This window comes from Micromonospora sp. WMMD987 (assembly GCF_029581435.1).
GTDB lineage: Bacteria > Actinomycetota > Actinomycetes > Mycobacteriales > Micromonosporaceae > Micromonospora > Micromonospora rifamycinica.
The window spans coordinates 6,598,636-6,620,829 of record NZ_CP120861.1; the positions used below are offsets into that span (position 1 = coordinate 6,598,636).

The window sequence follows — 22,194 nt, forward strand, 5'->3', positions numbered from 1 at the left end:
ATGGCGAGGACCCGGGCACGGATCACGGCGCTCCTCCTCGCACTCGGCGTACTCGCCGGTGCCACGATCGCCTGGCCGGTGATCGGGGCCACACCGGCGTACGCCGGCCCGCCCGCGACGGCACAGGCCGCCGCAGACCTCTGTACGACCAAGGAGTGGCAGGCCGACTTCCGCGCCTGCGTCAAGGACCTCAAGCAGGTCAGTGAGAGCGAGGTGGACTGCCGCAAGCCACCGGTGCCCTCCGCCCCCGATTCCGGCCTGGCCGGCTGGTTCTCCTCCCGGCCCGATGCGTCGAAGCTCCCCGGCCCCAAAGGCCTCTACAGCGACTACGGCTACGGCGGCTACAGCTTCAACACCTACGACGTGGACGGCGGCTGCGCCTCCACCCTGCTGCATCCGGACTACAAGTTCACCACGACCGTTGCCAACGGTGAGCTGATGATGGCCACCGCAGTCATCGGTGCCTCGAACGCGCTGCGCGAACGTGCCTGGGATCCGCGGTCGATGTGGAACTGGGCCGACCCGTTGGTGGAGAAAGCGACGAAGGCCGTCTACCAGAAGGTGTTCAGCGTCTTCGGTATCGTCACCCTCTGCGTGGTGGGCCTCTATCTACTCTGGCGTTCCCGCCAGTCGGACATGAGCAACGCCATGACCACCGCGGGCTGGGCGCTGCTGGTGATGGTCGCAGTGACCGCACTGGCGGCCTGGCCAGTGAAGTCCGCCAACATCGCCGACGGCACACTCATCACCTCCCTGGGTGTCGTCCACGACGCAATCGGCCCAGCTGCGCGTGACACGCCGGCAGATCAGTGCGACGATCCAAATCCGGGCGCATGCAAGGACAGCCGCCCACCTGCCGTCCGTGCCAGCGACACCGCTACCGAGTCGATGCTGTACCGAAACTGGCTGCGTGGCGTTCTCGGTTCGGCGGACAGCGAAACTGCGAAGAAGTACGGGGCAGCCCTCTACGACGCCAAGTCACTCTCCTGGGAAGAGGCGGAAAAGCTACGGCAGAACCCCGCCACCCGGGACGGGACCATCAAGGCGAAGCAGAAGCAGTGGATGACCGTCGCCGAGCAGATCAAGGTCGAAGATCCGGAAGCCTACGAATATCTGCAAGGCAAGAGGGACATGGACCGGATCGGTGCCGGGTTCATCGCGGTCCTCGCCTCGTTGCTCTTCGCCATGTTCGACCTCACCGCCTCGCTGCTCGTCCTGCTCGGTTTCATGATCTTCCGATGGGCGGTCATCGCGGCTCCGATCCTGGGCACGATCGGGTTGCTCCGGCCGGCCAGTGCCGGGTTGCGACGGCTGGCGAACGCCGTGGTCGCCGCCGTCTTCAACATCGCCATCTTCGGTACGGGAGCGGCGATCTACCTGTTCGCCGTCGACCTGATCATGAGCACCCCAACCCTGCCCGGTTGGCTTCAGGTGGTCCTGGTATGGCTGTGTGGTGTGGTCGGTTGGCTCCTGCTCCGGCCGTATCGCCGGATCACCCAGTTGGGAGGCAAGGACAGCAGCGAGGCGGTGGGCTCCGCCGGATCATGGCACCGCCGGTTCTTCCGGGACATGCGGGTCGCCGCCCGGCTCGACGTCGCCGAGCCCGGCGGCACGGCCGAGCCGAAGAGCGCGCGGCGGCGGGGCGCGGCCCTGGAACCGGCAACTCTGCGACCCGAAGCCCGACGGGAGGATCCGAGCCACTCCTCCGTCAGTCCACCAGCCCAGCAGGAAAGGCCGGACGGCCGGGAACACACCGACGAGACCGAGCCGACCCCGTCGCCGCGTGAGAACCGTCGCCCCACGGTCGCACCCCGCCCCCGTCGACGGTCGTCGGCGACCTGGACCGAGCCGGATGTGCCGGAAGAAGCCCCGTCGTTCGTCATCTACCGGCCCGACTCCGCCGCGCGCGCGCCCGCGCCGGCGAAGCCCACCCCCCGGATACGCTCCGAGGCCAGGTGATGACGATGAGACGAGCGGTGGAGTTGCTCTTCACACGGTTGGTCCGTTCCCGCCTCGGCGTGGCGCTGATGATCGCCGTGCTGGTGCTCGCTGTGATCGGAACAGGCCGTCTGGTTTCTGGTCCGCGCGACCTCACGGCAGGACTGAGCAACCGCCCCCGTGAGCCGATAACCACCATCGACCCCGAACAGGGCGACGATGGTGTCATCGCGACCCCGGTTCCGGAGTCGCCCCGTACCCGGCCCGGCGAACTGACCCCTGAACAGACCGCGACCCGGTTCACCACAGCCTGGCTCGACGGGTCAACAGCCTCTGCGGAGCAGTGGCAGTCGGGCCTTCGACCGATGTCGACACCCGCGCTCACCGAGAAGCTGGCAGGTGTCGACCCGGCCGGTGTGCCGGCCGGAAAGGTCACGGGCACCCCGACGCTCCGGCCCCGGACGGCGGTGTTCGCAGAGGTGTTGGTTCCGTTGGAGAGCGGACGGCTGCGGCTTGAGTTGGTTGCACCCGAAGGCCGTTGGTTGGTAGATGCGGTGGACTGGGAGCGGGAATGACTGCCGAGACGCCGACACCTGGGAAGAAACCACGCCGCCGACTCCGGACCGGTGCCGTCGCAGTCGTGGTCACGGGCACCCTCGCGCTGCTCTGCTGTGGCGGTGGCAGTGCGGCTTTCTTCCTGACGAACCTCGGCGGCGACCCGGAAACCCTGGTGTCGAACGAACAGCAGTGCGAGGAGGACCGTCGGGTCAACGTGACCGGCAAAATGCCTCGGATGTCCCAGTACGGACAGAGTCAACTACGTAACGCGGCGATCATTATCAAGGTCGGTCAGGATATGAGGGTGCCCCCTCGGGGATGGGTGATCGCGGTGGCCACGGCGATGCAGGAGTCGGCCCTACGCAATCTGTCCAACAGCACCGTCGCCGGCTCCCGCGGAATACCGAATGAGGGTGTCGGTTCGGATCACGACTCGGTCGGCCTGTTCCAGCAGCGCGCCGGCTGGGGCAGTGTCGCGCAACGGATGTCCCCCGACTACGCCGCACGCAAGTTCTACGAGAAGCTACTGAAGGTCGACGGCTGGGATCGAATGTCCCTCACCCGGGCAGCCCAGAAGGTACAGATCAGCGCCTATCCGGATGCTTACGCGAAGCACGAGGACATCGCCAGTCAGATCGTCAACGCGCTGGCTGGTGGTGCCGCGCGGACTGTCCAGATCGCCGACCGCTCGGTATGCGACCGGGCCTCGGCGCGGGCCATCGCCGCCTCCGGGTGGACTGCTCCAATCGACGGTGGGGTCGGCTCCGGGTTCCGTACCGCCAGCCGACCGCGGCACAACGGCGTGGACATCGGTGCGCGCAAGCGAACCGAGATCCACGCTGCGGCCACCGGCCGGGTGCTCGTGGCGCGCTGCGACCCGGACCACAACGGACGCCGTGACTGCGATGTCGACGGCCACCCTGGAAAGGGTGGATGTGGCTGGTTTGTCGATATCCTGCACGCCGGTGGTTACATCAGCCGCTACTGCCACATGATCGAGAAGCCCCGGGTGGTCCCTGGACAGCTCGTCAAGGCCGGAGAGGTGATCGGATTGGTGGGCAGCAGCGGGAACTCCTCCGGCCCACATCTGCACTTCGAGGTACACGTCGACAGTGACCGTAGTTTCGCAGGCGGAATCAACCCGGTGCCCTTCATGCGCCAGCGCGGGGCACCGCTGAACGGATCGGCATGAGGCCCTCGGGACGATGACTGGACCGCTGCCGGACCCCTTCGCCGGTCAGCCCGACTGGGCACCCCTACCACCACGACCGATCGAGATCATTCCCGCCACCGGTCGGGTCGAGTTACGCGGCCGTCGCGTCCTCGTCGGGCTGCCCGGCCTCGGTTGGCGGGGGGACCTACGTGCTGACGAACGGGTGGTACAGGGCAGTCGCACCTACGTGCCGATCATCCCCGAACACGAGTGGTACCGCGCAGAGTCCGATCAGGTGGAGGTCTTCGCGCCGCTCGTCCCGGTGGAAAGGGTATGGGTGGAGACTCTGGCCGACCGGCCCGCCACCGCCGGCACCCCCGCGCGGGAGCAGGCCATCCGGCTGGTCTCCCTGGACGGACCCACACACCGACCCCCCACTCCGGCCTTCGAGACGGACGCCGTCAGCGGCCGGCGAGTGGTGCATGTCGAGGACGCCGTCGAACATCGTGACCTTCGCGCGGTGACCGAGTCCTACTCGGGTGCGGACGGCGACATCTGTGTCCGGGTCACGCCGGAACTAGAGTGGTACCGGTGGGCCTGGCGCGGGCAACCCCCCACAACACTGGAGGTGCCGGTCCATCTGTTGTGGATCGAGTGATCAATCAAGCGCCCTTATATGCTCGGCATACGCGCCAACCATCTTGGACATCTCTGACATCGAACGTCCAGTTCTCCCGGCGGCTGCTCCGCTGCTGGCCGTTAGCCGAACCTGCGATGGTCAGCGTTGTGGTAACGGACTCGCCCTCCGAAGTCTTGATCGTGGCCAATGGCCCCCAGCTCACCCTAACTACCACATCAAACCTGATCTGCCGTTGTTTCAGCTCATCACGAAGTGCTTCCACTGCTACAAGGTCTGCATTTTTGCATGCAAGGAGTCCTGCGCGGGTGTCGTTCTCGTTGACGAGGAACTCGCGGAGGTAGCTGTCCACCACCACATCGGGGGCGCTGCGGTCAGGGGTGGTGGCTCGGTCGTACAGCACGTAGCCGGCCACCCCGCCCCCCACGCAGAGCAAGGCCAGCACCCCGGCGACGACGGTGAGGACGGTCCGGAGTCGACGGGGTGGACGCTGCGGCTCCGGTAGCGGCGCAGGAGGTGTCGACTGGTCCGGGGGGGTCCGCTGCGCCGGTACTCGGGACACCTGGGAACCGGCGGGGGGCTGCACTGATTCCACCCCCTGAGGCTATCGGCTGGGCGCCTCGCGCCCAATGCCCCGGAAGCTGCGGATCGTGACAGGACGACCTCGCGAGGTGAGAATTCAACGCCATGTGCGACAAGCCCGACGCATCGCCGTCGTGCTTCCCGGGACACCGGCCCCGGCTGGGATACGGTCTGCAGTCGGGGAGGTTTCCAACCTCGGAAAGAGGGGTGGACTCGGTGGCCGGTCCGAGGGCTCGAACCAACCGCGCCGCTGCCCTGCACCGCCGCGCCGCAGCCAGCGCCACCGCTGCCGCCGGGGTTCTCGACGAGATCCGCCCCGCCCCCGCCGACCAGCGTCGCCAGTACGAGTTGGCGGACCGGCTGCGCTCCGCTGCCGCGCTCCTCGCTCCTGGTTGGGCCGGTACTGACCTGGAGAGCCTGGCGGCGGACGCCCTGTGTGGGGAGGAGACTCCGCCCTTCGTCCGGATCGGCACCGGGGCAGCGCTGGAGAACGCCTGCTTCCCGGCGCTGGTGCCGCTGCTCGGCTCGGGACATCTGACGATCGACGCCGACGTCCGGGACCTCCGGGTGGCCGGCGTACTGCGGGCCGTGCTGCTGCGCCTGCTGGCGGCCACCCCGGCGGGCTGCCTCCTGGTGCGCGCCGTCGACGGCACCCCCGTCGAATTCCGCACGCGCGGCACCGGCACCACCGTCGAACCCCGCACGCGCGGCACCGGCACCACCGTCGAACCCCGGACAGGCGGCACCGGCACCACCGCCGAACCTCACGCACACGGCACCGGCATCCTCGCCGAACCGGACCGCCCAGGCACCGGCCTCACCACCCCACCGGACTCCCGGGGCACCGGTGTCACCGCCGAGCCGGACACCGCCGACACCGGCGGTACGTTCGCGCCGTTCGCCGCGCTGGCCGATGCCGGCCTGCTGCCGCCACCGGCGACCGACGTCACCGGGTTGCGGGCGGTGCTCACCGAGGCCGAGCAGTGGGTCTCTCCGGGGACCGGGCGGCCCCGCCGACACGACCGGACGCTGCTGTTGGTGATCGCCGGACTGCCCGAGTCGACCGGCGCGAGCGATCTGGACCGGATCGTGGCCCTGGCCGAGCGGGGGCGGGATGCCGGCCTGCATCTGGTGGTCGCCGGCTGGCCGGTGGCCGGCCGGCCGCCACTGCCGCAGGCCACGTCGGTCCGACTACGCACCTCGTACGCGCTGCTGGGTGACCCGCCGGGCAGTTCGTTCAGCGGGCCGGGCACCGATGCGCCGGGGGGTCTGAACTGTCCCGTCCTGGTGGACGACGATCCCGGTCCGGAGTTGATCGGGGCGGTCTGCCGTCGGCTGGCCGCTCAGGTGGAGGCGGGCTCCCGGTTGGGTCTCGCCGAGCTTCTGCCACCCGACGACGCACAGCTGTGGACGACGACGTCGGTCGACGGCCTGTCCACCACCGTCGGGGACGCCGGCGGCCGGCCGGTCACCGTGGGGTTCACCGAGTTGACCCCGCACTGGCTGGTCAGTGGCCGGTCGGATGCGGACCGGTCGGCTTTCCTGACCAACGCCCTGCTCGGCCTCACCGCCCGCTACGGCCCGGACGAGCTGGCGCTGTACCTGGTGGACCTGGGCGACGGCGAGTCGTTCGTGGAGTTCCTCCAGACCGAGCGGGACCGGTCCTGGCTGCCGCAGGTCCGCGCGGCCGGGATGGCCGCCGACCCGGAGTACGTCCGGGACCTGTTCGACCAGTTGACGGCGGAGATCCACCGGCGGGAGGAGGCGGCGGCCCGGGGCGGCGGTCAGCGTTTCGCGGAGCTGCGCGACCATCAGGTGCTGCCCCGCGTGGTCTGCGTCGTCGACAATTTTCCGCTGCTGCTGTCGGACCGCGATCCGGTGGCCGCCGAGGTGCTGGCCCGGTTGGACGGGCTGGCCCGGTCGGGGCGCGGGTACGGCGTCCATCTGGTCCTGGCCGGAGCGGGTGACCTGGGCGTCGGCGCGGGGCCGGCGCCCCGGGACTCGGTGCTGGGGCAGTTCCCGGTGCGGGTGGCGCTCGCCGGTGGCAGCCCCGTGTTGATGCCGACCAACGACGCCGCCGCCGGCCTGGCGGTGGGCAGTGCGGTGGTGAACACCGCCGGCGGGCTCGGTGGGCCGCGCGGCGCGACGCGTGGGCACGAGCGGCTGGTCCGGTTCCCCGACCCGCACGATGCTCCGGAGGTCGTCGAGCGACTGCGGCACCGGCTGTTCGCGGCCCGGCCGGAGGATGCCGTACCGCCGGTGGTGTTCGCCGGTTGGGCCCGACCGTTGCTCCGCAACGATCCACGGATGCGGGCGGCGGTGGCTGGCCGCTCCGGTGCCCCGGCGGCTCTGCTGGGGCGGGCGGTGGACGTGGCCCGGACGACCGTCGCGGTGCCGCTGGGTCCGGTGGCGGGGCGGAACCTGGCCGTCCTCGGCCCGGGCCGGGCGGCGGCCTCGCTGTTGGCGACGGCGGCGCGGAGCACCGCCGCGCACCACCTGCCGGGCACCGTGGAGTTCGTGATCGCCCCGCTGGACGAGGGGTCGACCCCGCTGGCGGCCGCGCTCGCCGCCGAGCTGGCCGGCTGCCAGCGGGTGTCGATGGTCGACGGTCCGGGGTTGCCGGCTGTGGTCGACGGTGCCGGCCCCGCCTACCTGGTGGTGTTCGGGGTGGACGCGCCGTCGGCGGCCGAGCTGCCAGCGGACCGGTTGCGGGCGCTGTTGCGGGAGGGGCCGGCGGCGGGCCGGCACCTGCTGGGCTGGTGGCGGACGGTGCCACCGTTCGCCGGGTTGGTGGAGCCGGACGGCGAGGTCGGGAAGCTGGCCGCGGTGGCCGCGGTCGACGTACCGGGTGCCCAACTCGCCCCGGTCTTCGGCCGACCGGTGCAGTGGCGTCCCCGGCCGGACCGGGTGGTCCTCTGGGACGGCCCCGACGATCGGGGCACCGTGCTGGTGCCGTTCGCCGACGAGGCGGACCAGGGGCGTGCCACGGTCGGCGAGCCCGAACCCGGGCCGCAGGCCGACCCGGACCCGGTCGCCCGGCTCCAGGACCGGCCGTGACCGCCGGCGACGAGGGTCTGCCGGGATGGAGGTCGGCCGTACCCGACGGCGGGGAGAACCTGCCGGGGCCGGGGCGGGCCAGGCCCGACGGCGGGGAGAGCCGACCGGGACCGGGACCGACCAGGCCCGACGGCGGGGAGAGCCGACCGGGACCGGGACCGGCCGGGAGCGCCGGGGGGAGAAACCGGCCGGGTCCAACGCCGGGAACGTGCCGGGTCGGCCGTGGGGAGGACCGGGGATGAGCATCGACGACGCCGTGAGGGCGGTGCCGGTCCGGCAGCGCGGCGGTGGCGGGCCGGCTCCGTCGGTGGCCGCCGCCTGGACCGACTACCTGGCCGCCGCCCGCCAGCTCGACGGGGTACGGCGGGGGGCGGCGACGGCCGCCGCCGCACAGTCCCACGCCGTGGAGACGGCCCGCACGGAGTTGACCGGGGTACGCGCCCGGCTGGCGTCGCAGCACGCCCGGCTGCGGGACCTGGGCGTACCGGCGATCTCGTTGGTCCCCACGCCACCGGAGGTGACCGAGGCCGCCCGGTCGATGGGGGGTGGCCCGGCCGCGGTGCTGACCGGTCTTCGGGCGGCGCAGGGCTGGGTGGCGGGTGCCGACGCGGCGTTGGCGGCCCGCGGTCCGCGGCGTCCCGCGGGCTGGCCGCCCCGGCTGCGTAACCTGCTGGTCTACGGGCCGCTGGCGCTGGTCGTACCGGTGGTGCAGCTGCTGGTGTTCCTGGCCGCCGGCACCGGACCGGTGAGTGTGGCGGCGCTGCTGGTGGGCCTGCCGATGCCGGCGGTGGCGTTCGCGGCGGGCTGGGTGGGGGTGGGGCGGCTGTTCCCGCCGGAAACGGACGGCCGGTGGGACCGCACTCCCCGACTGGGGTTGCTGACCTGTCTGGTGCCGGCGGTGGTGACCGCCGCCGGGCTCATGCTGGCGCTGCTGGCCGGCTGAACCGGCGCGCTGGCCGCCTACCGCGTCGGCATCGGGCGGTGGATCAGCGGGGGATTATCAACGACATCGCCTCGGCGCGGGACTTCGCGTCGTGCTGGAGCACACCGCGGACCGCCGAGGTGATGGTCTTCGCGCCGCTCTTCTGGATGCCGCGCATCGCCATGCACATGTGCTCGCAGTCCAGTATCACGATGACGCCGCGTGGTTGCAGCTTGCTCATCAGCAGGTCGGCGATCTGTGCGGTGAGCCGCTCCTGCACCTGCGGACGGCGGGCGAAGACCTCGACCAGCCGGGCCAGCTTGGACAGGCCGGTGATCCGGCCGTCCGGGCCGGGGATGTAGCCGATGTGCGCGCTGCCCCGGAACGGGAGCAGGTGGTGCTCGCAGAGGCTCATCACGTCGATGTCCCGAACGAGCACCAGTTCCTCGTGGTTGGCCTCGAAGGTGGTGCTGAGCACCTGGGCCGGGTCGACCCGGAGGCCGGCGAAGAGTTCGGCGTACGCCCGGGCGACCCGGGCCGGGGTCTGCTGGAGGCCGTCCCGGTCGGGGTCCTCCCCGACCGCGATGAGGATCTCGCGGACCGCCTTCTCGATCCGGCCGAGGTCCATGGTGTCCTCGATCGGGCGGCCGTTGAGCTTTCCGCTGATCAGGCGGGCGGCGACGTAGTCGAGCGCCTCGTCACCGGGCTCGGTGGACGAGGCGGCCAGCCCCGAGTGGTCGGGGCTGGCCGCGGCGTCGGTGTTCAGTGCAGACCGTCCGAGTTGTTCGAGGACCCGCCGACGGAGATGCCGTCGGCCGTCGCCTGCGCCGTGAGCTTCTCCTTCTCGGCCGGGGTGAGCACCGGCGGCTCGGTGGAGGGCAGACGCTTGCCGAAGCCGTTGTAGGGGGCCATCGGCGGGCGCTTCACCACCCGGGAGCAGATCCGGGCCATGTCGGCGGTGGAGAGGGTTTCCTTCTCCATCAGCTCCAGGACCATGTTGTCCAGGACGTCCCGGTACTCCACCAGGATCTCCCAGGCCTCGTCGTGGGCCAGCTCGATCAGCGCCCGCATCTCGCCGTCGATCTCGGCGGCCACCGAGTCGGAGTAGTCCCGTTCGTGGCCCATGTTGCGGCCGAGGAACGGCTCGTCCCCGCTGGTGCCGTACTTGATCGCGCCGAGCTTCGAGCTCATGCCGTACTGGGTGATCATCGCGCGGGCCAGCTGGGTGGCCTTCTCGATGTCGTTGCCGGCCCCGGTGGTGGGCTCGTGGAAGACGAGTTCCTCGGCGGCCCGGCCGCCCAGCGCGTACGCCAGGGTGTCGATCATCTCGGCCCGGGTCTGGGTGTACTTGTCCTCGGTCGGCAGGACCAGGGTGTGCCCCAGCGAACGGCCCCGGGACAGGATCGTCACCTTGTGCACCGGCGCGGCGTGCGGCAGCGCCCAGGCCACCAGCGCGTGCCCACCCTCGTGGTACGCGGTGATCTTCTTTTCCTGGTCGCTCATCACCCGGGTGCGACGCTGCGGCCCGGCGATCACCCGGTCGATCGACTCCTCCAGCGAGTCGTTGGTGATCGCCCGCTGCTCCCGGCGGGCGGTGAGCAGCGCGGACTCGTTGATCACGTTGGCCAGGTCGGCACCGGAGAAGCCGGGGGTACGCCGGGCGACCGCGTCGAGATCGACGTCGGGCGTGAACGGCTTGCCCTTGGCGTGCACCCGCAGGATCGCCTTGCGGCCCTCCATGTCGGGGGCGTCGACCGGGATCTGCCGGTCGAACCGGCCCGGACGCAGCAGCGCCGGGTCGAGGATGTCCGGCCGGTTGGTGGCGGCGATCAGGATGACCCCGCCCTTGGTGTCGAAGCCGTCCATCTCGACGAGCAGCTGGTTGAGGGTCTGCTCGCGCTCGTCGTGACCGCCGCCCATGCCGGCGCCACGGTGCCGGCCGACGGCGTCGATCTCGTCGACGAAGACGATCGCCGGGGCGTTCGCCTTGGCCTGCTCGAAGAGGTCGCGGACCCGGCTGGCGCCGACACCGACGAACATCTCGACGAAGTCGGAACCGGAGATCGAGTAGAACGGCACCCCGGCCTCGCCGGCGACGGCGCGGGCCAGCAGCGTCTTACCGGTTCCGGGCGGCCCGAAGAGCAGCACACCCTTCGGGATCTTGGCGCCCAGCGCCTGGTACTTCGCGGGGTTCTGGAGGAAGTCCTTGATCTCGTGGAGTTCCTCCACCGCCTCCTCGGCCCCGGCCACGTCCGCGAAGGTCGTCTTCGGGGTGTCCTTGGTGATCATCTTCGCCTTGGACTTGCCGAAGTTGAGCACCCGGGAGCCGCCGCCCTGCATCTGCGACATGAAGAACAGCAGCAGGAGCACCAGCAGCGCGATGGGCAGCAGGTTGACCAGCAGGCTCACCCAGATGCTGTCGGACGACACCTTGGCGTCGGCCGGGCCGGTGACCCGGTTGGCCGCCTTGGCCTCGAGGACCTCGTTCCAGACCTGCTCGCCGGCCTGGTACGGGAACTGGGCCTCGATCCGGTCGGTCGTGGTGTCGCCGAACTTGGTCTTCTCGGCCAGGTTGAGCTGGAGCGTCTGCTCCTTGTCCTGGAAGACGACCTTGTTGATCTTGGCGGTGTGCAGTTGGTCGAGCGCAACGGAAGTGTCCACCCGGTGGTAACTGGGACCAGCGGTGAACAGCTGACTGAGCACAACGGCGCCGAGGATGACCAGGATGATCCAGACCACCGGTCGGCGGAAGAAACGCGTACGTTCCATGCTGTTGTCGAGCGCCGAGGCGCCCGCATCCTCCTGATCGACGTCCTGACCGTCTGAATGGTGTCGCCGCCGGGGGCGGCGTCGAGCCGCCGTGCGGGCCGGCCTCGACCCCGAGGCGCGCAAACTGCCGCACCGCGGTCATTCGACGGTACACCGTGCGCGCGAGGAGCGAGCTTGCGAGCCCCGCAGTCGGGCACATTCGTGACCTCATGCGCGCGAGGAGCGAGCTTGCGAGCCCCGCAGTCGGGCACATTCGTGACCTCATGCGCGCGAGGAGCGGACTCGCGAGCCCCGGGAACTGCGGGGCCCGGCGTCCCTCACGGACGGCGTACCGGGGTTCAGCCGGCGTGACGGGGAACTGCGCACCGACCCCGCCGACCGCCCGGTCGTGCGGGTCGGGGTGCCGGACGCGGAATGCTCCACGTCACCGGACCCCACGGTAGCCGAGTCGGCTGGGAGCCCGCTGTACGTCGGCTCGATGACCGGTCGGGCCGACGTACAGCGGGGTCAGGCCCGGGCGTAGACCTCGGGCTTGAGCACGCCCACGTACGGCAGTTCGCGGTAGCGCTCGCCAAAGTCGAGGCCGTAGCCGACCACGAACTCGGTGGGGATGTCGAAGCCCACGTACTTCACCGGGACGGTGACCTTCACCGCGTCCGGCTTGCGGAACAGGGCCACCACCTCGACGCTGGCGGCCGACCGGGACTCCAGGTAGCGCAGCAGCCAGGACAGGGTCAGGCCGGAGTCGACGATGTCCTCGACCACCACCACGTGCCGGCCGGCGATGTCCCGGTCCAGGTCCTTGAGGATGCGGACCACCCCGGAGGAGGTGGTGCCCTGGCCGTACGAGGAGATGGCCATGAAGTCCAGCTCGACGGGTGGACCCTGGCGGCCCAGCGCGCGGGCGAAGTCGGCCATGAACATGACCGCACCCTTGAGCACGCAGACGAGCAGTAGTCCGTCGGTGACTCCGGCGTAGTCCGCCGAGACCTGCTTGGCCAGCTCCGCGGTCTTCTCGCGGATCTGGGCCTCGGAGATGATCACGTGATCGATGTCGGCGTCGTACCAGGAGCCGTCAGCCATGCTCCTAGCCTGCCGTACGCCGGCCGGCTCTCGTCGGCGGGGCCGCACCTTTCGGCGCGGCCCCGCCACGGGTTTTTCCGACAGACCGGGAGCAATCACGTCAGCAGACCCGGGATCGCCAGCGGCGCCCCTCGTCAGTGGGCTTCCAGTCGGCGGAGTCGCGGGTGTCGGCGGTCAGGCCGGACGCCGGGGCGGCGGCCAGCACGGCGAGGAGGAGCAGAAGCAGCAGGAACTCCATGGCGGCGCTCACTTTCTGATCATCTGAGTGGTTTTCGCCGCCGGTGCGCACCGGACTGACTCCAGTTTCCGCCGCCCACAGGCACCGCAACAGTGGCAGAAATGCCATCCCCCCTCGATTTTCTGCCAGCACCGCGGTTACCCTCGTCACATGATTCGATCGGTAGCCGTCATCGCGTTGGACCGGGTGGCCGTCTTCGAACTCGGCGTACTCACCGAGGTGTTCGGCACCGACCGCACCGAGGACGGCTTCCCCGGCTACCGGTTCACCGTCTGCACCGCCGACGGCGGTCCGGTCCGTACCGCGTCCGGCTTCGGCCTCACCCCGCAGGCGGACCTCGCCCCCGTCGACGACGCCGACCTGGTCGCCGTCCCCGCCTACACCCGGGGCGGCGAGATCCCCGAGGCGGTGCTGGCCGCGCTGCGGCGGGCCGCCGACCGCGGGGCCTACGTGTTCAGTGTCTGCTCCGCGGCCTTCGTGCTCGGCGCGGCCGGCCTGCTCGACGGCCGGGAGTGCACCACCCACTGGAAGTACGCCGACGAGCTGCAACGCCGGCACCCGTCGGCCCGGGTCCGGTGCAACAGTCTCTACGTGGCCGACGGGCCGGTGCTGACCAGCGCCGGCACCGCCGCCGGCATCGACGCCTGCCTGCACCTGGTCCGGCAGGAACACGGCTCGGGCACCGCCACCCGGCTGGCCCGCCGGATGGTGGTCCCCCCGCACCGCGACGGCGGCCAGTCCCAGTACGTCGAGGCGCCGATCCCGGCCACCCCCGACGCGCCCACCCTCGAACCGGTGCTGAGCTGGCTGGTGGGGCACCTGGACCGGCCGACCACGGTGGACGAGCTGGCCGCCCGCGCCGGCATGTCCCCGCGCACCTTCGCCCGCCGGTTCCGGGCCGAGACCGGCACCACCCCGCACGACTGGCTGACCAACCAGCGGGTGCTGCTGGCCCGCCGGCTGCTGGAGGAGACCCACCTCAGCGTGGAGAGCGTCGCCGACCACGCGGGCTTCCCCGACGCCGCCGCCCTGCGCCACCACTTCGCCCGCCGGGTGGGCACCACCCCGCAGGGCTACCGCACCACCTTCCGCGAGCGCGTCCCCGCCGGCTGACCCCCCGCGCCGCGCCCCCGGTCGGAGGTCAGTAGCCCACCGCCGCGCCGTCGACCCGGGGCTCCGTGCCGACCACCCAACCGCCGGCCGGAGCCCGCCGCAGCGCCTGCCCGTACCCGAAGACCGACGGCTCGGCCGCGACGGTGACCTCGTGGCCCCGGGCGCGCAACCCGGCGACCAGACCGGGCACGGCCGCCAGGGCCGGCTCGACCAGCAGCGTCCGGCCGGCGTGCCAGTACCAGCGGGGGGCGTCGAGGGCGGCCTGCGGGTCGAGGCCGCCGTCCACGGTCGCGGCCACCCACTGGAGGTGGCCCTGCGGCTGCATGTGCCCACCCATCACCCCGAACGGGCCGACCGGTGCGCCGTCGCGGGTCAGGAAGCCCGGGATGATCGTGTGGAAGGGCCGCTTGGCCGGTCCGACCACGTTGGGGTGACCCGGATCGAGCCGGAACCCGGTACCCCGGTTCTGCAGGGCGAAGCCGTACCCGGGCAGCACCACCCGGGAGCCGAACCCCAGGTAGGTGGACTGGATCAGGCTGACCATCAGGCCACCGGCGTCGGCCGTGCAGAGATAGACCGTGCCGCCCCGCTCCGGGTCGCCGGCCACCGGGTCACCGGCCCGGTCGGTGAGCAGCGCCCGCCGGGCCGCCAGGTAGCCCGGATCGAGCAGGCCGGCCGTCGGTACGTCGACACGCTCCGGGTCGGCCACGTGCGCGTGCGCGTCGGCGAAGCCGAGCTTGACCGCCTCCACCTGCCGGTGCACCCGCTCAACCGGGTCACCGGACGGGTCGAGGCCGTCCAGGATGCCCAGCGCCGACAGCGCGGCGAGCCCCTGCCCGGGCGGCGGCAGCTCCCACACCTCGTGGTCCCGGTAGCGGACGCTGACCGGCTCGACCCAGGTCGAGGTGTGGGCCGCCAGGTCGGCGGCGGTGAGGAAGCCACCGGTACGGGCGGCGTGCCGGTCCAGCGCTCCGGCGATGGCGCCCCGGTAGAAGTCGTCCGCGCCGGTCCGGGCGATCAACCGCAGCGTGCGGGCCGCCGCCGGGTTGCGCCAGTGCTCACCGGGGCGCGGCGCCCGGCCCGCCACCGTGAAGACCCGGTCGAACTCGGCGTACTCGACGTCGGCGGGCGTGGGCTGCGCCACGGCCCGCGCCCAGGTGGCGGCGGTGCCGGCGGAGACCGGGTGGCCGTCGTCGGCGTACCCGACCGCGTCGGTGAACAGGTCGGCGAAGGGCAGCACACCGAACCGGTCGTGCAGGTCTCGCCAGCCCGCCGGAGCGCCGGGCACGGTCACCGGCAGCCAGCCCCGGGCGGGCATCGCCGGACCGGCCGCCTGCGCGCCGCCGAGCGCGTCCACCGCCGCCACCGGCACCCCACCGGTGGCGGTCAGCACCAGCTCCCGGGTCAGCGCGGCGGGTGACCGACCGGCGGCGACGAGGCCGTGCAGCCGGTCGCCGTCCCAGACGATGGCGAACAGATCACCGCCGATGTCGTTGGACGGCGGTTGCACCACCGTCAACGTGATCGCGGTGGCCAGCGCCGCGTCGACGGCGTTGCCGCCGCGCCGCAGCACGGCCAGGCCCGCGGCCGCCGCGAGCGGGTGGCTGGTCGAGACGGCACCGTGCGGGGCGAACAGGGCACGCCGGGGGTACGTCACCCGCCATGTCTACCGCACCGGACCGGCCACCCACCCGGACCGGTCGACCTCCCGCACGGACGGACCACGACGATGTGCCTCCTCGAACGCCCCCGCACCGCCCGGGAGCCCCGCCGGCGGGGCCGGTCGACGGTGGTCAGTCGACGGGCAGGAGGCGGCCGTCGCGGCGACCGACCCGGCGGCCACCCGGCAGGGCGGTCGGCCCCTGGCCGTGCCAGGCGGTGACCAGCGCGTCCAGCGCGTCGACGTGCCGGTGGGACAGCGCACCGGGGGTGGCCCCCAGTTCCCGCGCCCAGGCGTGCAGCACCCGGCCGCGTACCGCGCCCGGCAGCCCGGCCAGCGCCGCGACCGACAGCCCGGCCCCCGCCCGCACCCCGGACCCGTCCGGCGCGGAACGGTCGCGCACCGGACCGCCCCGTGCGGACCCGTCGAGCGCGGACCCGTCCGGCGGACGGTCGCGTGGCGCGGAAGCGGCGGACGCGGACCCGTCGGATCCGGACCCGGGGGTGGCGAGGGCGGCGGCGGCCAGGTCGTCCAGCGCGGCGGTGTCGGCGGCCAGCAGCCGGGCCGTCCGGGCCAGGTTGTCCCGCACCCCCGTGCCGAGCGCCGCGACCAGCGCCGGCAGCGCGTCGGCACGGACCCGCGCCCGCGCGTACGACGGGTCGGTGTTGTGCGGGTCCTGCCAGGGGACCAGGCCCAGCGCCGCACACGCGTCACGGGTCTGCTCGCGGGTGACGTCGAGCAGCGGACGCAGCAGCGGCACCCCGGCCACGTCCCGCCGGACGGGCATCCCGGCCAGCCCACGCGGGCCGGCGCCCCGGGCGAGCGCCAGCAGCACCGTCTCGGCCTGGTCGTCGCGGGTGTGCCCGAGCAGGACGGCGACGGCCCGGTGCCGTCGGGCGGCGTCCGTCAACGCCTGGTAACGGGCCTGCCGGGCCGCCGCCTCGGGGCCACCGGGACGCCCGGCCACCGTCACCGGCACCGCCTCGACCGGATCGAACCCGACCCGCCCGGCCCACCCGGCGACGGCAGCGGCCCGCTCGACCGACCCGGCCTGCAGCCCGTGGTCGACGGTCACCAGTCCGGCCGACCGGCCGAGGCGGGACGTCACGAAGGCGGTGGCCACGGCGAGGGCCAGCGAGTCCGCCCCGCCCGAGCAGGCCACCAGGACCGGTCCGTCGGCGGGAAGTCCGGCCAGCGCGCGGCGCACCGCGACCCGGACGGAGGCCACCGAGGGGGCGAGCGCCGCCCCGGGCCGCCCGTCGGCCACCTCGGAGACTGCGGGGGTACGCCGACCGCCCACCGCTCAGCCGGCGGCCGGGGTGGCGCCGGTCGGCCCGTGCACCCGGGCCACCCAGGCCGCCGGGTCGCCCAACTCGTCCAGCCGGGGCAGGGTCAGCGGCGAACCGAAGATCTTGTTGAAGCCGGCCATCCCGACCTGCTCGACCACGCCGTGCACGAACTTGCGTCCCTCGGCGTACTGGCGCATCTTGACGTCCACACCGAGCAGCCGGCGGATCGCCTTCTCCAGCGGATTGCCCGCCTCCCGACGTCGGTCGAACCCGGCACGGATCCGCTCCACGCTGGGGATGACCTGTGGGCCGACGCCGTCCATCACGAACTCGGCGTGCCCTTCCAGCAGGGTCATCAGCGCGGTGAGCCGGTCCAGCACGGCCCGCTGCGCCGGGGTCTGGACGATGTCCAGCACGCTGGTGCGGCTGTCCGGGTCCTTCACCGCGTCGGAGAGGGTGGACACCCCCCGGCGCAGCCGTTCGACCAGGTGCTCGGTGCCCTGTGAGGCGTCCACGAACGCCTGCACCTCGCCGAGGAAGTACGCCCGCATCCACGGTACGGCGGTGAACTGGGTGCGGTGGGTGACCTCGTGCAGGCAGACCCAGAGCCGGAAGTCCCGGGGGTCGGCCCCCAGCTTCCGTTCCACCTCGACGATGTTCGGCGCGACCAGCAGCAGTTGCCCGGGGTCGGCCGAGAAGACCTCGTACTGGCCGAGCACCCGGCCGGACAGGTACGCCAGCACGGTGCCGGCCTGTACCCCGGTGAGCCGGGAGCCGACGGCCTCGGTGAGCACGCCGGGCGGCTTGTCCCCGGAGAGCCGGCTGACCAGCGGGGTGATCACCTCACGCAGGCCGGCGATGTTGGTGGCCGCCCAGTCCCGCCGGTCCACCACCCGCACCGGCGGATGACCCACCTGCGGGCGCAGCCCCGTGTAGTCGGCGACGTGCCCGGCCGCCTCGTCGGTGAGCCGGCGCAGTTCGCCGACCACCTCGGTGGCCTCCGCGTACGACACGCGGGGGCCCGACTTGCTCAGCGCCCCCGCGGTGGCGGCGGCCAGATCCCAGTCCACGAACTGCGCCATGCCACCCACCGTACCCGCGCCGCGACACCCCGGCCGGTCGCGCGGCCCGGGGCCGCCGGTGCCCGCGCCGCCGGGCGGGCGTTCCAGCGGCCGGGCCGACCGGATGCGGACCGCGGGGGACACCGCCCGGTCAGCGGCAGCCGCAGCCGGCCAGCGCGCCGGCGATCCGGTCCAGTGCCGCCCGGGTGACGTCCGGCTCGCCCGCCGGGGCCTGGTCGGTGAGCACGGCGAAGGTGAGCAGCCGGCCGTCGCGGGTGGTCACCAGGCCGGCGATGGCGTGCACCCCGGTCAGCGTGCCGGTCTTGGCCCGGACCACGCCGGCCCCGGCGGCGGTGGCCGTCGACTCGTACCGGGTGCCGAGAGTGCCCGACCAGGCGGCCACCGGGAGGCCACCGAAGATCGCGGTGAGTTCCGGATGGGTGCCGTTGCCGGCCACCGCGATCAGGTCGGTGAGCAGCGAGGGGCTGATCCGGTTGGTGCGGGACAGCCCGCTGCCGTCGGCCAGGCTGATCTCGTCGGCCGGCAGCCCCAGCTCGCCGATCACCTCGTCCATCGCCGCCGCCCCGCCGGCGAACGAGGCCTGCTGGTTGCGGGCCAGGGCGACCTGCCGCGCCAGGGCCTCGGCGACCACGTTGTCGCTGTCGCTGATCATGATGTCGACCAGGCGGACCATCGGCAGCGATTCGACCTTGCCCAGCTCGGTGCCGGGCGCGGGCGCACCGGCCGCCGCCGTGCCACCGGCCGCCGGCGCGGTGCCCCGGACCACCCCGCCCTGGGGCAGGCCCAGCAGCCGGGCGAACGAGCGGCCGGCGGCCAGGTCCGGTTCGGCGTACCGCTCGGCCGCGCCGTGGGAGTCGGCGAAGGTCTTGCGGGCCCGCGCCGGATCCCGGCGCGCACCGTCGGTCATCAGCGCGGTGATCGACGCGCCGAACCCGCCGGTCGGGATGTCCGCGTCCCAGCCCGGACCGTGGACCGGGCCGGGGAAGAGCGTGGAGTCGACCACCACCCTGGTCGGGGCGGTGCCGCCGAGGGCCTGCTTGACCTGCGCGGCGAGGGTGTCGAGCCGGGCCGCGCCGGGGTAGAAGCCGTTCTTGTCGACGGCCAGCGTCGGGTCGCCACCGCCGACCAGCACCACCTCGCCCGGGTTCGCCCCGGCGAGGGCGCGGGTCGCGATCCGGTGGCCGGGGCCGCGGGCCTTCAACACCGTCACCCCGGTCGCGAGCTTGGTGACCGACGCGGGGACGGTCGCTTCGTCGCCCCCCTTGGCGTACAGCGACTCACCGGTGACCACGTCGGCCACCGACAGGTGGACCCGGCTGCCCAGGGCGGCGGCGCTGGTCAGCGGCTCCACCGCGGCGCGTACCCCGGCGGCGGTCGGCTGCGGCGCGGCGGCGTCGGGGCCGGCGAGCACCGGGGCGGGGGCGGGCTCGGGGGGTGGGGCGGCGGTCGACGGGGTGTCGGCCCCCGCTTCCAGCCAGCCGGCGACCGGACCCGGGCGCAGGACCACCGCCGCCCCGACGAGACCGACCAGCAGCACGGCGACCAGCAGGACCGGCAGCCACCGCCGACGTCGGCGCGGCGGCGCGGCGGGCGGGGGTGCGGCGGACGGGGGTGCGGGGGGTGGGGGCGGACCCCCACCGTTCGGCGGCGCGGCGACCGGGGCGGACCCGACGGCCGCCCGACCGGCGGTGGCCGAGGACGGCGCCCGCCAGGCCGGCGGCGGCCCGGAGGCCGGCGACCCGGGGGCCGGACCGACGAGCGGCGGCCCCGAGGCCGGACCGGCGGACGGCGACCCGGGAGCCGGGTCGGGGCGACGGGGGACGCTCGCGTCGGGCACCGAGACCCGACCGGTGGCACCGCCGGTCACGGACCGGCCCGATCCCCGGCCGTCAACCCCCTCCGGGCGGTAGTGTGAATCTTCCCTCCCCACGACCCCCTCCTCCCGCCGCCGAACTCGCCTGGGTGACACTACTTCGGTCCGAAGACTATGCGGCGTCCGGAGCCGGCGGGTGGGCATTCATCCGTCCCCGGGGGCGTCAGTGGTTCCGTTCAGCCAGCGTGGGCAGACGAGGGAGCGTGCGAGATGGATTTCGACGTCACGGTTGAGATCCCGAAGGGTCACCGCAACAAGTACGAGGTGGACCACGCGACCGGCCGGATCCGGCTGGACCGCACCCTGTTCACGTCGACCCAGTACCCGGCCGACTACGGCTTCATCGAGGGCACCCTCGGCGAGGACGGCGACCCGCTGGACGCCCTGGTGCTGGTCCCCGAACCGACCTTCCCGGGCTGCCTGATCCGCTGCCGCACGATCGGCATGTTCCGGATGACCGACGAGAAGGGCGGCGACGACAAGGTCCTCTGCGTGCCCTACGAGGACCCCCGCCAGGAGCACCTGCGCGACATCCACCACCTGGGCGAGTTCGACCGGCTGGAGATCCAGCACTTCTTCGAGGTCTACAAGGACCTCGAACCGGGCAAGTCGGTCGAGGGCGCGACCTGGGTCGGCCGGGTCGAGGCCGAGGCCGAGGTCCGGGCGTCCTACCAGCGTGCCCGCGACGCCGAGGCGCAGGGCGGCACCGGACACTGAACCACCGGTTCCACCGGGCGGCCCGGACCGTCGGTCCGGGCCGCCCGGCCACCCGGCCGCCGCGCCCGGCCGACCGGCCGGGCGCGGCGGGTCAACCCAGCAGTCCCCGGGCCGCGTCGTAGAGGTCCAGCACCGCGCAGGCCACCGGCACCACCGACACCACCAGCGCGGTGTCGGTCAGGTCGGCCGTCCGACCGAGGTACGGCGAGACCGGTCGCCGGGCGTACACCGTGCCGGCGGTGACGGTGACCAGCGCGAGGAGCAGTCCGCCCCCGCTCAGCGCCAGCAGTCCCGCCGTCCCGGACCGGCCGGCGAGCGTCGCGCCGAGCACCGCGAACCCGGCCAGCCCGGCCGCCACCGGGGGCACCCGGTGCCGGACGGCCACGAACAGCCGGGAGCGCAGCACCAGCACCGCCGAGCCGACCGCCACCAGCACCAGCCCGGCGACCCCGCCGCTCGCGGCGAGCACCAGCACCGCGGCGACGACCAGCACGGCGTGCCCGATCAGCATCCCGGTCAGCATCTCCTCGCTGCGGGCCACCGCCGCGTGCACCCGCTCCCGGTCCGGAAGGTCCCGTACGCCGTCCGGTCCGCCCGTCGGGCCGTCGGGCAGGGTGATCGGGGGCAGCGGCACCTTGCCCAGCCGGATCGCCAGCAGCGGCACCGCCCCGAGGGCGAAGACCAGCACGCAGAGCAGGACGGCGGCGGTACCGGCCGGGGCGAGCAGCAGCCCGGCCAGGCCGGCGGGCACGCCCACCGCACCGGCCGTCGCGCCGGCCACGAAGACCCGGAGCCGGGTGGCCACGCCGAACAGGCCCAGCACGGCGGCCAGGAGCAGCCCCACCGCACCGGCGAGCAGTTCCGGCGCACCCAGCCAGGGCAGCGGCCGGAACGCGCCGACCGGGTCGCCGGAGCTGACCGCGAGGGCGGCCGCCGTCGCGGCGTACGGCAGGGCGTAGCCGCCGAGGGTGGCCCCGGTCGGGCCGTCGCCGTACGCCCGGGAGGCGATCGTGCCGGCGAGGGTGAGCAGCAGCGCGACCGTGCCCGCGGCGGGCCAGCCGGCGGTCTCCCCCGGCCCGGCCACCAGCACGGCGAGCAGCCCCACAGCGAGCGGCACGGCGGCCCCGGCCAGCGCGGCGGCCCGGGTGGCCGGCGGCGACCAGGGGGCGCCCCGCCGACGGGCGCCGTCGGCGATGGCCTCGACCACGTCGTCGTACTCCAGCTCGGGCCACTGGTCGTGGGCGGGCACCAGGTGCAGCACCTCACCGTCGCGCACCCCCTGCGGCAGCAGCGGCTGGGCGGTCAGCAGCACCGCGCCGTCGGTACGCCGCAGCACCCAGCCGCCGTGTCGCTCGCCGTCGTCGGCCAGTCCCTCCCCGGCGTGCCGCAGCACCTCGGGCAGCAGTTCGGCCAGCGGGACCTGCTCCGGCAGGGCCACGTCGACGCGTCGCCCCGGGGCGCTGATGGTGACCCTGGCCAGCCCGGTGGTCATCGACTGGACTCCATATCGATCGGGAGCGGTG

The 22,194-nt window shown here is 73.2% G+C and carries 18 protein-coding genes; 8 read left to right on the forward strand and 10 right to left on the reverse strand.

Features of this window, described 5'->3' with window-relative positions:
• From O7612_RS28175 to O7612_RS28190, 4 genes are read left to right on the forward strand one after another with little or no spacing between them, the layout of a single operon-like run.
• Positions 1 to 1,959, forward strand: a complete 1,959-nt coding sequence (locus O7612_RS28175; RefSeq protein ID WP_282268875.1) for an MFS transporter — start codon at positions 1 to 3, stop codon at positions 1,957 to 1,959.
• Positions 1,956 to 2,513, forward strand: coding sequence for a hypothetical protein (locus O7612_RS28180; RefSeq protein ID WP_282268877.1), 558 nt, complete (start codon positions 1,956 to 1,958; stop codon positions 2,511 to 2,513). The genes O7612_RS28175 and O7612_RS28180 overlap by 4 nt, the downstream gene beginning before the upstream one ends.
• Positions 2,510 to 3,688, forward strand: coding sequence for a M23 family metallopeptidase (locus tag O7612_RS28185; RefSeq protein WP_282268879.1), 1,179 nt, complete (start codon positions 2,510 to 2,512; stop codon positions 3,686 to 3,688). The genes O7612_RS28180 and O7612_RS28185 overlap by 4 nt, the downstream gene beginning before the upstream one ends.
• A 13-nt stretch (positions 3,689 to 3,701) precedes the next feature.
• Positions 3,702 to 4,307, forward strand: coding sequence for a hypothetical protein (locus tag O7612_RS28190; protein ID WP_282268881.1), 606 nt, complete (start codon positions 3,702 to 3,704; stop codon positions 4,305 to 4,307).
• Between the two features lie 4 nt (positions 4,308 to 4,311).
• On the opposite strand, the gene O7612_RS28195 is transcribed toward O7612_RS28190, so the two are convergent.
• The gene (locus O7612_RS28195; RefSeq protein ID WP_282274082.1) at positions 4,312 to 4,872 is read right to left on the reverse strand and encodes a hypothetical protein; all 561 of its coding nucleotides are present in this window, start codon (positions 4,870 to 4,872) and stop codon (positions 4,312 to 4,314) included.
• Positions 4,873 to 5,075: 203 nt separating this feature from the next.
• Here O7612_RS28195 and O7612_RS28200 point away from each other — a divergent pair, with 203 nt between their 5' ends.
• Both O7612_RS28200 and O7612_RS28205 read left to right on the forward strand, forming a co-directional pair.
• On the forward strand, positions 5,076 to 7,925 hold the full coding sequence (locus O7612_RS28200; RefSeq protein WP_282268883.1) for an FtsK/SpoIIIE domain-containing protein: 2,850 nt from the start codon (positions 5,076 to 5,078) through the stop codon (positions 7,923 to 7,925).
• Positions 7,926 to 8,163: 238 nt separating this feature from the next.
• Complete coding sequence (locus O7612_RS28205; RefSeq protein WP_282268885.1) at positions 8,164 to 8,868, forward strand: hypothetical protein; 705 nt, start codon at positions 8,164 to 8,166, stop codon at positions 8,866 to 8,868.
• 43 nt (positions 8,869 to 8,911) lie between these two features.
• Here the strand turns inward: O7612_RS28205 and folE are convergent, their stop codons facing one another.
• The 4 genes from folE to O7612_RS28225 form a co-directional block, all read right to left on the reverse strand.
• Positions 8,912 to 9,574 carry a GTP cyclohydrolase I FolE gene (folE, locus tag O7612_RS28210; protein ID WP_067302263.1) on the reverse strand — a complete coding sequence of 221 codons (663 nt, stop codon included), beginning with the start codon at positions 9,572 to 9,574 and terminating at the stop codon, positions 8,912 to 8,914.
• A 35-nt stretch (positions 9,575 to 9,609) separates the two neighbouring features.
• Positions 9,610 to 11,616 carry an ATP-dependent zinc metalloprotease FtsH gene (gene ftsH / locus O7612_RS28215; RefSeq protein ID WP_282268886.1) on the reverse strand — a complete coding sequence of 669 codons (2,007 nt, stop codon included), beginning with the start codon at positions 11,614 to 11,616 and terminating at the stop codon, positions 9,610 to 9,612.
• A gap of 507 nt (positions 11,617 to 12,123) precedes the next feature.
• Positions 12,124 to 12,699 (reverse strand): hypoxanthine phosphoribosyltransferase, encoded by a 576-nt coding sequence (hpt, locus tag O7612_RS28220; protein WP_067302270.1) that lies wholly within the window; start codon positions 12,697 to 12,699, stop codon positions 12,124 to 12,126.
• 100 nt (positions 12,700 to 12,799) lie between these two features.
• Positions 12,800 to 12,949 (reverse strand): hypothetical protein, encoded by a 150-nt coding sequence (locus O7612_RS28225; protein ID WP_157517444.1) that lies wholly within the window; start codon positions 12,947 to 12,949, stop codon positions 12,800 to 12,802.
• Positions 12,950 to 13,087: 138 nt separating this feature from the next.
• Here O7612_RS28225 and O7612_RS28230 point away from each other — a divergent pair, with 138 nt between their 5' ends.
• On the forward strand, positions 13,088 to 14,050 hold the full coding sequence (locus tag O7612_RS28230) for a helix-turn-helix domain-containing protein (RefSeq protein WP_282268890.1): 963 nt from the start codon (positions 13,088 to 13,090) through the stop codon (positions 14,048 to 14,050).
• Between the two features lie 28 nt (positions 14,051 to 14,078).
• Here O7612_RS28230 and O7612_RS28235 read toward each other — a convergent pair whose 3' ends face one another.
• The 4 genes from O7612_RS28235 to dacB all read right to left on the reverse strand — a co-directional run bounded on the left by O7612_RS28235 (position 14,079) and on the right by dacB (position 19,639).
• Positions 14,079 to 15,707: a gamma-glutamyltransferase family protein gene (locus O7612_RS28235; protein ID WP_282268891.1), complete on the reverse strand. Its 1,629-nt coding sequence runs from the start codon at positions 15,705 to 15,707 to the stop codon at positions 14,079 to 14,081.
• A 136-nt stretch (positions 15,708 to 15,843) separates the two neighbouring features.
• A complete protein-coding gene (gene tilS / locus O7612_RS28240) occupies positions 15,844 to 16,977 on the reverse strand; it encodes a tRNA lysidine(34) synthetase TilS (RefSeq protein ID WP_282268892.1) in 1,134 nt (377 codons plus the stop codon).
• Positions 16,978 to 17,013: 36 nt separating this feature from the next.
• Complete coding sequence (locus tag O7612_RS28245; protein WP_282268893.1) at positions 17,014 to 18,081, reverse strand: zinc-dependent metalloprotease; 1,068 nt, start codon at positions 18,079 to 18,081, stop codon at positions 17,014 to 17,016.
• A 130-nt stretch (positions 18,082 to 18,211) separates the two neighbouring features.
• Positions 18,212 to 19,639, reverse strand: a complete 1,428-nt coding sequence (gene dacB, locus O7612_RS28250) for a D-alanyl-D-alanine carboxypeptidase/D-alanyl-D-alanine-endopeptidase (protein WP_282274083.1) — start codon at positions 19,637 to 19,639, stop codon at positions 18,212 to 18,214.
• A gap of 525 nt (positions 19,640 to 20,164) precedes the next feature.
• On the opposite strand from dacB, the gene O7612_RS28255 reads away from it, so the two are divergent.
• Positions 20,165 to 20,671 (forward strand): inorganic diphosphatase, encoded by a 507-nt coding sequence (locus O7612_RS28255; protein WP_067306541.1) that lies wholly within the window; start codon positions 20,165 to 20,167, stop codon positions 20,669 to 20,671.
• Between the two features lie 91 nt (positions 20,672 to 20,762).
• Here the strand turns inward: O7612_RS28255 and eccD are convergent, their stop codons facing one another.
• Entirely contained in the window at positions 20,763 to 22,163 is a 1,401-nt protein-coding gene (eccD, locus tag O7612_RS28260) for a type VII secretion integral membrane protein EccD (protein WP_282268894.1), read from the reverse strand.
• Between the last annotated feature and the right edge of the window lie 31 nt (positions 22,164 to 22,194).

Coding starts and splice junctions, on each gene's coding strand:
- O7612_RS28175 (WP_282268875.1), top strand. CDS start 1: ATGGCGAGGACCCGGGCACGGATCACGGCGCTCCTCCTCGCACTCGGC.
- O7612_RS28185 (WP_282268879.1), top strand. CDS start 2,510: ATGACTGCCGAGACGCCGACACCTGGGAAGAAACCACGCCGCCGACTC.
- O7612_RS28190 (WP_282268881.1), top strand. CDS start 3,702: ATGACTGGACCGCTGCCGGACCCCTTCGCCGGTCAGCCCGACTGGGCA.
- O7612_RS28205 (WP_282268885.1), top strand. CDS start 8,164: ATGAGCATCGACGACGCCGTGAGGGCGGTGCCGGTCCGGCAGCGCGGC.
- ftsH (WP_282268886.1), bottom strand. CDS start 11,616: ATGGAACGTACGCGTTTCTTCCGCCGACCGGTGGTCTGGATCATCCTG.
- hpt (WP_067302270.1), bottom strand. CDS start 12,699: ATGGCTGACGGCTCCTGGTACGACGCCGACATCGATCACGTGATCATC.
- O7612_RS28230 (WP_282268890.1), top strand. CDS start 13,088: ATGATTCGATCGGTAGCCGTCATCGCGTTGGACCGGGTGGCCGTCTTC.
- O7612_RS28245 (WP_282268893.1), bottom strand. CDS start 18,081: ATGGCGCAGTTCGTGGACTGGGATCTGGCCGCCGCCACCGCGGGGGCG.
- O7612_RS28255 (WP_067306541.1), top strand. CDS start 20,165: ATGGATTTCGACGTCACGGTTGAGATCCCGAAGGGTCACCGCAACAAG.
- eccD (WP_282268894.1), bottom strand. CDS start 22,163: ATGACCACCGGGCTGGCCAGGGTCACCATCAGCGCCCCGGGGCGACGC.